Origin of the sequence: Ruminococcus sp. NATIVEDY161 (assembly GCF_045819895.1) — a bacterium.
Lineage (GTDB): Bacteria > Bacillota > Clostridia > Oscillospirales > Acutalibacteraceae > Ruminococcoides.
In genome coordinates, this window is the sequence record NZ_CP162392.1 from 851,052 (window position 1) to 863,206 (window position 12,155).

Genomic DNA, 12,155 nt, shown 5'->3' on the forward strand with positions numbered 1-12,155 from the left:
AGTGCAAATTATTTATCTTCTCTTCTCTTGCGGGTAAAGTAGATACCAGCTGTCGCGGATACGAGTACGAGGAGGATGATAATTGCCATAGATGCACTACCGGTCTGTACTGCACCGCTTGAAGATGAACCGCTTGCGCTGTCTGATGTTGACGAGCTGCTGCCATTGCCGTTTGCACCTGAAGGTGTTGTATCACCTGTAGCAGAGGGAGCGTCGGTAGCAGCTGTGGTCTCTTCGGGAGCAACTGTTGTTTCCTCAGGAGCAACTGTGGTCTCTTCGGGAGCAGCTGTGGTCTCTTCTGTTACTACGGGCTCAGTTGTAGGAGCTTCTGTAGGCTCGGGAACAGTTGTGGGCTCTTCAGTAACTACAGGCTCAGTTGTGGGCTCTTCTGTTACTACGGGCTCAGTTGTGGGCTCCTCAGTAACTACAGGCTCAGTTGTGGGCTCTTCAGTAACGATGGGCTCAGTTGTGGGCTCTTCGGGCTCATGATCCTCAAATACCTGAACATTGAGGTCAACTGTTGTGTCGCCGACGCCGATTACCTCGAACTTAACAAGTACGAATGTATCGCCTTCAGCATACTCGAACGGATCAACAGCGTTCGAAGCTGCAGCTCTTACCTTACCATCCTCAATGTTGAATACAGTGATGTCAACGCCGGGTGTGGTAACCTCATTGAGCTTGAGCTTTGTATCGTCGTAAGTCATCTTCCACTGGAAGCTGTCTACTGTGTAAGCCTTATCAAGGTTGAATGCGATTTCAACAGTGTCGCTAAACTTAGCGTCCTTAGTCTGAGTAGCGAACATGTTGGAAACTGCCTCAACATTGAGGTTCGGGTTAATAGAAGTAGGCGCGGGCTCAGTTGTGGGCTCTTCAGTAACTACGGGCTCTGTTGTAGGCTCTTCAGTAACTACGGGCTCAGTTGTGGGCTCTTCTGTTACTACGGGCTCAGTTGTGGGCTCTTCTGTTACTACGGGCTCAGTTGTGGGCTCTTCTGTGGGCCCGGGCTCGGGAGCTGTAACTGTAACAGTCATCTTAGCGCCTGTCTTGGTCTTGAAGTCGAAGTTTCTGAGGTCGAGCTGAAGCTTAACTGTTGAGCCGTCTTCCTCTACCTCGAAGATGCAGTTCTCGCCGTTATAGAAAGCGTCGAGCTCTGTGTTAACGGGATACTGTGTCTCTTCCTCTGAACCAAAGTTGTGCGCCCAGGGGTTAGAAGTGGGGTTACCCTCTTCGTCTACTGAGTTAACAGCAAACTTGATGTTGTAGTTCTCGAAGGCATAGATGTCTTCCATTGTCATTTCCCAAACGCCGTCTGCAACTTCTGTCATTGCGTTTGCAGGGTCGCAGGGATCCCAGTTTGCGCCGTTGAGGTATGTATCCTCACCGTTACCAACTGCGATTACGCTCTTAACAATAAGGTCTTCGTCAAATACTACGCCGTCGCCCTCAACCTTAACTTCGTTGGTTACAGGGTTGTAGGTAACTTTAACATCGCAAGCTGTGTCTACGTTGAACGAAACGTTCTGCTCGGGATAAGACTCATCCCAGCCGTGATCCTTAACAACCTTGAGCTGAACTGCCTTTGCGGGTTGTACATTAGGATATGTGATCTCGTAAAGACCTGTTGCCTCGTTAAAGGTCATGTCGTTAGCTTCGTTTGAAGCGTCCCAAGCTGTGCCGTTGAAGATAGCGGCTGATGAACCTGCTACTGTGTAAACAGCGTCTGTAATAGGAGTAGGCTCTGTTGTAGGCTCGGGCTCTGTCTCGGGAGCAACTGTTGTAGCGGGCTCTGTCTCGGGAGCAACTGTTGTAGCAGGCTCTGTCTCGGGAGCTGCTGTTGTATCAACAACTGTTGTCTCAACAACGGGCTCTGCTCCTTCGGCAGCGAGAGCAGTGTTGAGTGCTGTAGGATCTCCGCCTGTTACAAAGTCATAAGCTTCCTGCTGGAGACCGTTTACATTGTAGATGATGTAGTCTTCCTCAGTCTTGGGGTTAGTAAGTGAAGCAGCTGCAACCTTGCAGTTAACAGTTGTCTCACCCTTAGCGCCGTCAACAACGTCGAATGTTGCTGTTGCAATAGGTACCAACTCGCCGTTCTTTCTGAGCTTAAGACCATCCCACTTAGCGATAGCGAACATGATTCTGTTCTCACTGGTGATCGGGTTAACGTCACCAAGCTCACCTGCTACGGGGAACATCTGATTGTAGTTGTATTCCTCGATGTCCTCATCATAGAAGCCGTTCTTGTCGGGATCGAATGTGAGGTATTCGGGATCGTAGAAAATACCAAACTGGATAGCCTGGAGCTGGAGTGCCTTGTCTACGTTCATGTAGTAGGTTACTGTTACTGTATCGGGAGTTTCAGCATAATGCTGTGAACTATCTCCGAACAGGTTTGATGTAGTGTTTACAGTAAGACCGTCACCTGAGGGAGCAGGCTGAGTAGCAGGAGCAGCTGTTGTCTCCTCTACGGGAGCAGCTGTTGTCTCCTCTGCAGGAGCTTCTGTTGTAGCCTCTTCGGGTGCAGTAACGTCAACTCTCATCTTAGCGCCTGACTTGGTTGCAAAGTCAAAGTTTCTGAGGTCAAGAGTAAGCTCTACAGTTGAGCCGTCTTCCTCTACCTCGAAGATGCAGTTTTGGCCGTTATAGAAAGCGTCGAGATCTGTGTTAACGTCATACATCTTCTCTTCTTCTGAACCGAAGTTGTGAGCCCAGGGGTTGGATGTGGGGTTGCCTTCCTCGTCTACCGAGTTGATGGCAAACTTAATCTGGTAGTTCTCGAAGGCATAGATGCCCTCCATTGTCATCTTCCAAACACCGGGGTTCTCAGGATCCTCAGTCAATGCGTTTGCGGGGTCGCAGGGATCCCAGTTTGCGCCATTGAGGTAAGTATCCTCACCGTTACCAACTGCAATTACGCTTTTAACCACGAGGTCTTCATCCACTGCAACACCGTCGCCGGTAACTGTTACATCCTTAGTATCAGGATTGAATGTTACGGTAACGTCGCAAGCAGTTTTAACGTTGAATGCAACGTTCTGCTGGGGATAGGATTCATCCCATGAGTGGTCTTTAACGACCTTGAGTTGGATTGCATCTGCCGGCTGTACATCGGTATATGTAATAACATAATTACCTGATGCTTCGTCGAGGGTCATATCGTTTGCTACATTTGTGGCGTCCCAAGCGGAGCCGTTAAAAACAGCAGCGTCTGATCCTGCAACGGTGTATGTCACTGTTTCTTCGCCATCTGCGGCAGCAACGCTGATTGCTGTGATAGAAGCGGACGAAACAACGAGCATAATAGCAAGCAGAATGCTTAATGCTTTTTTGAACATTTCTTCTCCTCCTTATGTAGTAATGCTTCTATAAGCAATAATATTATAATACAAACGCCGTCCAAAAGTCAATAAATTTTAGAAATTGGAAACGGTTTTTTTCATGATTTCGTATATTTTGTTTGATTTGCTGAATTATCAAGCTGAAATTTGTAGGAATGCACAGAAAAAAGCGGCTTATTTTTAAATAAGCCGCGGTTTAACGTAATAACATTTACAAATAATTCACCAAAAAATGATAAAATCGTGTTACTTGTAACCGTTTATATTATGAGATTGCCAGTTCCACGAGTCGTAACACATATCGTCAAGATTTTTTTCTGCCTTCCAGCCCAAAATCTTCTCAGCCTTGTCAGCATTGGCAAAGCATTCGGCAACGTCGCCTGCGCGTCTGGGTTTAATTACATAAGGAATTTTAACGCCGTTAACCTTTTCAAACGCCTTTACGATGTCGAGCACGCTGTAGCCTGTTCCCGTTCCGAGGTTGAACACCTCGCAGCCGGTATTTACGGCGGCGTACTCAATAGCCTTAACATGTCCCTTTGCCAAATCGACAACGTGGATATAGTCGCGCACTCCTGTGCCGTCGTGAGTCGGGTAATCGTCACCGAATACGCCGAGCTGCTCAAGTCTGCCTGCGGCTACCTGTGTGATGTACGGCATAAGGTTGTTGGGAATTCCGTTTGGATTCTCTCCGATTGTTCCGCTCTCGTGAGCGCCGATCGGATTGAAGTAGCGGAGAAGAACAACCGAAAAGTCGGGATTTGCGTGTGCGGTGTCGCTGAGAATTTGCTCCATCATCAGCTTTGTCCAGCCGTATGGGTTGGTCGGACTGCCGGTGGGCATTGTCTCTACGAGCGGAACGGTCTTGGGAGTTCCGTAAACCGTAGCCGACGAGCTGAAAATGAAGTTATTGACCTTGTACTTACTCATGGTTTCGAGCAGGGTAAGGGTTGAATCGATGTTGTTGCGGTAGTAGAGCATGGGCTTTTCGACGCTCTCACCGACCGCCTTAAGTCCTGCAAAGTGAATTACGGCGTCGATTTTGTTTTCAGAAAAGATTTTTTCTACCGCTTCTTTGTCGCAAACATCCGCCTCGTAAAGCGGAATTTGAGTATTTGTGAGCTTCTCAACCCTCTTAACAGCCTCGGGGCAGGAGTTTGAGAAGTTATCGGCAATTATTACGCTGTGTCCTGTATTGATAAGCTCGACGCAAGTATGGCTTCCGATATAGCCTGCGCCGCCTGCAAGTAATACGTTCATTTTTTGTCCTTTCCTGTCATTTTAAACTGTCTGAAAAATCCCTTTTTAAATAGTATACGGAATTTTACGCTTTTTCGGGGTCGGGATAGTCAACTCCGAAGGTTTCAGCCTCTGCCTTTACAATCACCTGATCGTCAAGCGGTCTGTCCGAAAAGTCGGTATCGCACTCGGCAATCTCATTTACCGCGTCCATTCCCTCGATTACCTTGCCGAAGGCGGCATACTGGCCGTCGAGGTGAGGAGAGGTTTTGTGCATAATGAAGAACTGCGAGCCTGCGCTGTCGGGCATCATCGAACGAGCCATTGAGAGCACGCCTTCGGTGTGCTTGAGGTCGTTTTTGAAGCCGTTGGCAGAAAATTCGCCCTTAATCTGATATCCCGGACCGCCCATTCCGGTGCCTTCGGGACATCCGCCCTGAATCATAAAGCCGTAAATTACACGGTGAAAGGTAAGTCCGTCGTAAAAGCCGCTCTTGACAAGGCTTAAAAAGTTATTGACGGTGTTCGGGGCGATTTCGGGATAAAGCTCGGCTTTGATTTGCTTTCCGTTTTGAAGTGTGAATGTTACGATTGGATTTGACATTTTAATCATCCTTTTAATTATAGTTTATTCCGAGTCCTGCACGTGTGCCGACCGGCGCGATTTCGGGTATAAAGTTGCGGAGTACGGCATATGCAAGCCAAACTGCCAATAAAATATAGTAAAATTTAGCGTTGTGGATGAGCGGAAACCTGACGTTTTTTCCGAAAACTCTGAGCACGAGCTCTATGTACCACATAAGCGCGAGTATAATCGCCGCTATTATGACAGCGTTTTGGCGCAGGGATAAGAGAATATCGCCGTGCAAAAGGGCAGTTGCGGCTCTTGTTGCTCCGCAGCCTGCGCAGTAAACATGGAAAATTGAAAGGAACGGGCACTGCCATAATTCAAAATTTGATAAAATAAACACGGCAGCCGCGCCTAATACTGCCAACGATACGGCAGGAATAACAAACACCAATACCTTGTGATATGTTTTATAGTGCAACCCCTCACCCCTTTAATTAAATCGGGCAGGGAACGCCCCTGCCCGACCTATTGACTATTTGCAAATTTTTAATAGTATATACGACCTGAGCGACCACTGCTCATAGCAGCAGAGCATCCAAAGATAATCGCGAAAATTGTTGCCAAAACTAAGCCGATAATACCAAAAACCAGGCCGAGTGTTGCAAAGGTGTTTTTGCCTGTGAACTTTTTCTTAGCCAGAATAGAGAAAACAATTGCGGCGATACCTGTGAGGAAACCGCCCCAACAACATGAAATCATTGAAACGATACCGCATACAAACGAGATAATGCTGAATACCTTTGCAGGACCTGCGAGAACCTCGCCGTTATCGGGAGCATAGCCGCCGCCCATAGGCTGGGGCTGATAAGGCTGCTGTGAATAATCGGTGCCGTTTGCCTGATTGTACTGGTTAAACTGCTGTGCATAGTCATTCTGCTGATTATACTGCTGAGTGTAATCGGGCTGAATAGGCTGCTGATTGTACTGCTGAGTGTAATCAGGCTGAACAGGCTGCTGGTTGTACTGTTGATTGTAGTCAGGCTGAACAGGCTGCTGGTTGTACTGCTGATTGTAGTCAGGCTGAACAGGCTGCTGCTGATTATACTGTGCTGCGTAGTCAGGCTGCTCAGGCTGCTGCTGATTATACTGTGCGGCATAATCGGGCTGCTCAGGCTGCTGGGGATAGCCGTTAGGGTTGGGGTTCACATTATTATTGTTGTTATCCATATCAGGTAACCTCCTTGTTTTTTTACACGTTAATTATACGCCATGGCGTTTATTTTGTCAATAAATTTGGCGTATTATTAATATTTTGTTATTCTATGCTCATTGTGGCATAAGCATTTAAATCCGTTCCTGCGGTGTTGCCGCTCAGGTACTCGTAATAAGCCTGAGAGCCGACCATTGCGGCGTTGTCTCCGCAAAGGCTTTTGTCGGGCATATAGAATTCATAGCCGCGGTTTTTGCATTCTTCTTCAAGAGTTTTGCGCAAAAGGCGGTTTGCCGATACTCCGCCTGCGATTACAAGCCGTTTTACGCCCAAATCCTCAGCCGCTTTTAAGAAGTTTGTAACAAGACAGTCTACAACGGCGTATCTGAACGAGGCGCAGACGTCGGCTTTATTGAGCTCAATTCCCTTCTGGGCTGAGTTATGGAGCAGATTGATAACCGCAGTTTTCAGTCCCGAAAAGCTGAAATCGTACGGCGCGTCATTTACAACAGGGCGAGGAAGCTTGAACGCGAGCGGATTGCCGTCCTCTGCGACCTTGTCAAGCTCGATTCCGCCGGGGTAGGGCATTCCCATTGTCCTTGCCGCCTTGTCAAAGGCTTCGCCTGCGGCGTCGTCGCGCGTTCTGCCGATAATTTTCATCTTGGTATAATCCTCTACCATAACTATGTGGCTGTGTCCGCCCGACACAACAAGGCAGAGAAACGGCGGCTTTAGTTCCAAATTAGAAATATAATTCGACGCTATGTGCGAACGAAGGTGGTGGGTTGGGATTAAAGGCAGTCCTGTGGAAAGCGACAAGCCCTTGGCGAAGTTTACGCCGACGAGCAGTGCGCCGATTAGTCCCGGCGCGTATGTAACCGCGAGAGCGTCGATTTCTTCAAGGGTAAGCTTTGCCTGCTCGAGCGCCTGAGTTACGACAGGAGTTATCGCCTCGGCATGACGGCGCGATGCTATCTCGGGCACAACACCGCCGTACAGCCTGTGCTCCTCTACCTGTGAGGCGACTACCGAGGACAAGACGTTTCTGCCGTCCTCAACCACAGCCGCGGCAGTCTCGTCGCAGGATGATTCTATTGCTAAAATTCGCATTGATATTCTTCCTTTTTTCTTTATTAGAAGTATTTTGTCATCAAAACAGCGTTTTCCTCCGGGTCGCGGTAATAATTCTTCCTCTCGCCCACCTTGATAAAGCCGAAGTTTGAGTAAAGCGAGATTGCGGTTGCGTTGCTTTCGCGAACCTCCAAGGTTACAAACGCAAAGCTGTTCTTTTTGCAGTGGGTGACAAGCTCGCGGATAAGCGCGGAGCCCACTCCCCTTCCCCTTTCGCTCTCGGTCACGGCGACGTTGAAGATATATCCCTCGTCGATAACCGCGCTCATACCGATGTAGCCGATTACTTCATCATTTTCGAGCGCCGCGATAAACACGGAATTCGGGTTATTCAGCTCCGAGAGCAGGCTTTCGCGCGACCAAGGGTGCGAAAAACACTCGTTTTCTATTTTGAGCACAGTTTCAAGGTGCTCCTCAGTCATTCTTTTCAGATTCATATTCTTTTATTATTTCTTTTACAGAATTATAAATTTCATCCCTGCACGCTCTGTACACGTCGAGATTTCCGCCGAACGGGTCTGAGATATTCATAACCGTAATTTTTTCCTCGGGAATACTGCAAAAATCCCTGAGCATCATCGCGTGCTCGTCGGTCATACAGTAAAAGCGCTCAAACTGGGCGATGTTGTAGTTAAAAACAAAATTCGCCTTCTTTTGGCTGAGGTCAATTCCGATTTCCTCGCACGCCTTTTGAGCGTTGAACGAAGCAGGAACGCCGTTTGCCGCCGCCATGCCGAAGCTGACCGCGCCGATGTTCAAGCCCTTTTCGTCCGATAATTTATTAAAAATCGCCTCTGCCATCGGGCTGCGGCAGGTGTTGCCTGTGCAGACAAACGCCACATATCTATCCTTTTGCATCGTACCACGTCTTTCCTATCGCCGCGTCGGCTGTCAGCGGAACGCTGAGCGCAACGGCATTTTCCATTTCTTCCTGCAGGATTTTTGCGGCTTTTTCGCTTTCGGCCTCGGGAGCTTCGACAATCAGCTCATCGTGAACCTGCAAAATAAGCCTTGCCTGCATATTTTCGCGCTTTAGCCTTTCGTCAACCCTGACCATCGCGACTTTGATAATGTCGGCGGCAGTGCCCTGAATCGGCATATTACGCGCCACGCGCTCTCCGAATGCTCTCATCATCGCCTTGCCTGTGCTCAGCTCGGGCAGGTAACGCCTTCTGCCGAACATCGTCTCAACATAGCCGTCGAGCTTTGCGCGCTCGACAACGCGCTTCATATATTCGTCAACGCCGCTGTAGTGGGCGAGATAATTTTTGATATACTGCGAAGCCTCGCGCATTGAAACGCCGATGTCCTTGCCGAGCGAGAACGCGCCGATTCCGTAGACGATACCGAAGTTTACCGCCTTTGCGCGGCTCCTCATAAGCGGAGTTACCATTTCGAGCGGCATATTAAACACCTGCGAGGCGGTGATGGCGTGGATATCGTCGTTATTTTTGAACGCCTCAATCATATTTTCATCGCCCGAGATATGCGCCAGAACTCTGAGCTCAATCTGCGAATAGTCGGCGTCAACCAAAATCCAGCCGTCCTTGGCGCAGAAGAACTTGCGCATTTCTCTGCCGAGCTCGGTGCGGACAGGGATATTCTGCAAATTCGGCTCGGTTGAGCTTATTCTGCCTGTCCTTGTCTCGGTCTGGTTAAAGCTGGAGTGAATTCTGCCATCGTCCGCGATTACCTTTAACAAGCCCTCGCAGTAGGTCGAGTTGAGCTTTGCGAGTGCGCGGTATCGGAGCACGTTGTCAACAATCGGGTTATCGTATCGCAGGCTTTCGAGCACCTCGGCGTTTGTGCTGTAGCCGCTTTTTGTCTTTTTCTTAACCGGCAGTCCCAAGTCCTCAAACAGCACCTTGCCGAGCTGTTTTGGGGAATTTATGTTGAACTGACCGCCAGCCTGCCCGTAAATTGTTTTTTCAAGCTCGTCAATCTGCTGTGACAGCATAGAGCCGTAGTCGGCTATACCCTGCCTGTCCACGGCAAAACCGACGTTCTCCATCTTTGCGAGAACCTTTGCGAGAGGAATTTCGATTTCTTCAAGGAGCTTTTGCTGTTCGTTCGCCTTAATCTCGTTTTCGAGCTTTTCGCAAAGCTTGTCGTAAACCGCAAGAGCTCTGTACTGCTTTTTGTCCTCGTCATCAGTTACGGGCAGAGCAACGTCGTAAATCATACACAAATGCTCGTCGGAATAGTCCTTTTCGGACGGATTGAGGAGATACGCGGCAAGCTCGGTGTCGAACTCGATTGCCGCGGCTTCAAAGCCCTTTTTGTCGGCATAGGCAAAGAGCGCCTTACTGCCGCGCGTGTATTTTTTCAGCTCGGGGTTTTTGAGAATATCGTCAAACAAATCCGCATCACGGCTTGTGTAAACCTTGCCGTTGATTAAAACCGCAAAGGCTTTTAATTCTTTATCGGAAATTTCAAAGCTAAGATATAATTTATCATTATTCTTTATCGGAATATTAGCTTCATTTTCCACAACTTCAAGCTTCTGCGCTTCTTCCGCTTTGACTTCGGTCTGCGGAATATCGGTCAAGCCGTATTTTTCCATTAAAGAAAAAAGTTCGAGCTTAGCCATATAATCGGCGCAAGCCTGCTTGTCCTTAATCTCAACGGTATAGGCGGTAATGTCGGTATCAATCGGCGCGGTGCGGCAGATTTCACCGAGCATACGGCTCATAATCGCGTTTTCCTTTGAAGCAGTCAGCTTTTTGCGCACGCCGTCCTTTATGTCGAGCTCGTCGAGGTGGTCGTAAATATACTGAACGCTGTGGTATTTTTGAATTAAATCGCCTGCGCCCTTAGGGCCGATTCCTGCAACTCCGGGGATATTGTCGGAGGTATCGCCCTGAATCGCCTTGATTTCGATAAGCTCCAAGGGCGTAACGCCGTAATCCTCCATAATTTTTTCGGGAGTGTAGCGGATATCCTGCTTGTTGGTGCAGAGGTGGATTGTGGTTTTATCGGACGCGAGCTGTAAGCTGTCGCGGTCTCCTGTAGCGATTACACACTCGTCGCCGCTTTTATCGCAAGCGGAAGCGAAGGTGCCGAGGATATCGTCAGCCTCGTAACCCTCGCAGGTGACGATTTTATAACCTAATAATCCCAAAAGCTCCTTTAGCGGAGGCATTTGCGAGGCGAGCTCGGGCGGCATACCCTTGCGGTTCGCCTTGTAGAGCGAATACGCCTTGTGCCTGAAGGTCGGAGCTTTCAGGTCGAACGCGATTGCCACCGCGTCGGGATTTTCTTCATTTTGAATTTTATTGAGCATTGTCAAAAAGCCGTAAATTGCGTGGGTAAACTGACCGTCCTTGTTTGTGAGCGGTCTTATTCCGTAAAACGCACGGTTTACAATGCTGTTTCCGTCAACAACCAAAATCCTCATAGCTTATACATCACTTCCGTAATTACACCGTCTTTGTAGTAAATTCGCGGTACGCGCTTGCCGACAAGGCAAACGACCTCGTAGTTTATTGTATCGGTATTTTTCGCGATTAAATCCGCGGTAGGCTCGCCGTGCTCGCCCGTGCCGAACACAACAACCTCGTCGCCCTGCTCAACGTAGTCGATATCGGTGACGTCGAGCATGGTCTGATCCATACAAATTCTGCCGACAATCTTCGCCTTTTGACCGTTAACGAGCATATAGCCGTTTTCGGCGTTTGAGCGGACAAAACCGTCGGCGTAGCCGATTGGAACCGTCGCGATTTTCATATCCTTAGGCGCGGTAAAGGTTCTTCCGTAGGAAATATCAGCGCCTTTTTTAAGCTCCTTAACATACGCGACCGAGGTTTTGAGCGTCATGGCAGGCCTTAGGTTGAGCTTGCCGAAAAGCTTTGGCGACGGAGCGAGACCGTAAAGGATAATACCCGCCCTGACCATATCGCAGTATGTATCGCCGTAATCCTCGATTGCTCCGCTGTTTGAGCAGTGGCAGATTTCAATATTCAGCCCTTCGCTTTCAAGAGCTTTTCGGACATATGTAAAGTTATCGTACTGTTTTTGGGTAAATCCCCTGCCCTCGTCCCCTTCATCTGAAACGCAGAAATGAGTGAACAAGCCTTCGGGAATAAGGTTTGGCAGTGCGCAGGCTTCGCAAATTTCTTTAATAGAATTATCATCACGCGGAAATTGCTGACACATAAAGCCGATTCGGCTCATACCCGTGTCAGCCTTGATGTGGATTTTTACGCTTACTCCTGCCTTGGTACATTCGTCCGACAGCGCCTGAGCATAGCCGAGCGAAAAAACCGCCTGCGAGATATTGTACTGCGCAAGGCGCGAAGCGTCGGTCACGGGGGTGTAGCCCAAAATGAGAATAGGCAGCGTACAGCCTGCGTCTCTGAGCTCAATTCCCTCGTCGATATTTGAAACCGCGAAGAAATCCGCGCCGAGCTTTTCGTAAACCTGAGATAGCATAACCGCGCCGTGGCCGTAGCCGTCAGCCTTGACTACACAGCAGATTTTGGCGTTGCCGGTTTTGCTCTTTATCTCCTTAAAATTATGAATAACGGCGTCGAGAGAAATCTCCGCCCATGTTCTTTTTACAAACTCCATAATTAAACCCCTTTGGCGATGGAATGATAATTCTGTATTAGAATATTAAAACTAATCATATATAGATATTATATTACTTTTCCGCGATTAAATC

10 protein-coding genes are annotated in these 12,155 nt (G+C 48.6%); all 10 read right to left on the bottom strand.

Features of this window, described 5'->3' with window-relative positions; genetic code table 11:
• Positions 1-8: 8 nt before the first annotated feature.
• The 10 genes from AB1I50_RS04065 to alr all read right to left on the bottom strand — a co-directional run bounded on the left by AB1I50_RS04065 (position 9) and on the right by alr (position 12,061).
• Positions 9-3,338 (bottom strand): pullulanase X25 domain-containing protein, encoded by a 3,330-nt coding sequence (locus AB1I50_RS04065; RefSeq protein ID WP_407724972.1) that lies wholly within the window; start codon positions 3,336-3,338, stop codon positions 9-11.
• Positions 3,339-3,587: 249 nt separating this feature from the next.
• Positions 3,588-4,601: a UDP-glucose 4-epimerase GalE gene (gene galE / locus AB1I50_RS04070; RefSeq protein WP_407724973.1), complete on the bottom strand. Its 1,014-nt coding sequence runs from the start codon at positions 4,599-4,601 to the stop codon at positions 3,588-3,590.
• A gap of 64 nt (positions 4,602-4,665) precedes the next feature.
• The gene (locus AB1I50_RS04075) at positions 4,666-5,184 is read right to left on the bottom strand and encodes a peptidylprolyl isomerase (protein WP_407724974.1); all 519 of its coding nucleotides are present in this window, start codon (positions 5,182-5,184) and stop codon (positions 4,666-4,668) included.
• 13 nt (positions 5,185-5,197) lie between these two features.
• Positions 5,198-5,629, bottom strand: coding sequence for a DUF2752 domain-containing protein (locus AB1I50_RS04080; RefSeq protein WP_407724975.1), 432 nt, complete (start codon positions 5,627-5,629; stop codon positions 5,198-5,200).
• A 68-nt stretch (positions 5,630-5,697) separates the two neighbouring features.
• On the bottom strand, positions 5,698-6,378 hold the full coding sequence (locus AB1I50_RS04085) for a DUF4190 domain-containing protein (RefSeq protein ID WP_407724976.1): 681 nt from the start codon (positions 6,376-6,378) through the stop codon (positions 5,698-5,700).
• An 88-nt stretch (positions 6,379-6,466) separates the two neighbouring features.
• Complete coding sequence (gene tsaD / locus AB1I50_RS04090; protein ID WP_407724977.1) at positions 6,467-7,471, bottom strand: tRNA (adenosine(37)-N6)-threonylcarbamoyltransferase complex transferase subunit TsaD; 1,005 nt, start codon at positions 7,469-7,471, stop codon at positions 6,467-6,469.
• A 23-nt stretch (positions 7,472-7,494) separates the two neighbouring features.
• Positions 7,495-7,929 carry a ribosomal protein S18-alanine N-acetyltransferase gene (rimI, locus tag AB1I50_RS04095; protein WP_407724978.1) on the bottom strand — a complete coding sequence of 145 codons (435 nt, stop codon included), beginning with the start codon at positions 7,927-7,929 and terminating at the stop codon, positions 7,495-7,497.
• Entirely contained in the window at positions 7,907-8,350 is a 444-nt protein-coding gene (locus tag AB1I50_RS04100; RefSeq protein ID WP_407724979.1) for an arsenate reductase/protein-tyrosine-phosphatase family protein, read from the bottom strand. The genes rimI and AB1I50_RS04100 overlap by 23 nt, the downstream gene beginning before the upstream one ends.
• A complete protein-coding gene (gene polA / locus AB1I50_RS04105; RefSeq protein WP_407724980.1) occupies positions 8,337-10,889 on the bottom strand; it encodes a DNA polymerase I in 2,553 nt (850 codons plus the stop codon). The genes AB1I50_RS04100 and polA overlap by 14 nt, the downstream gene beginning before the upstream one ends.
• Positions 10,886-12,061: an alanine racemase gene (gene alr, locus AB1I50_RS04110; protein WP_407724981.1), complete on the bottom strand. Its 1,176-nt coding sequence runs from the start codon at positions 12,059-12,061 to the stop codon at positions 10,886-10,888. The genes polA and alr overlap by 4 nt, the downstream gene beginning before the upstream one ends.
• Positions 12,062-12,155: the final 94 nt, after the last annotated feature.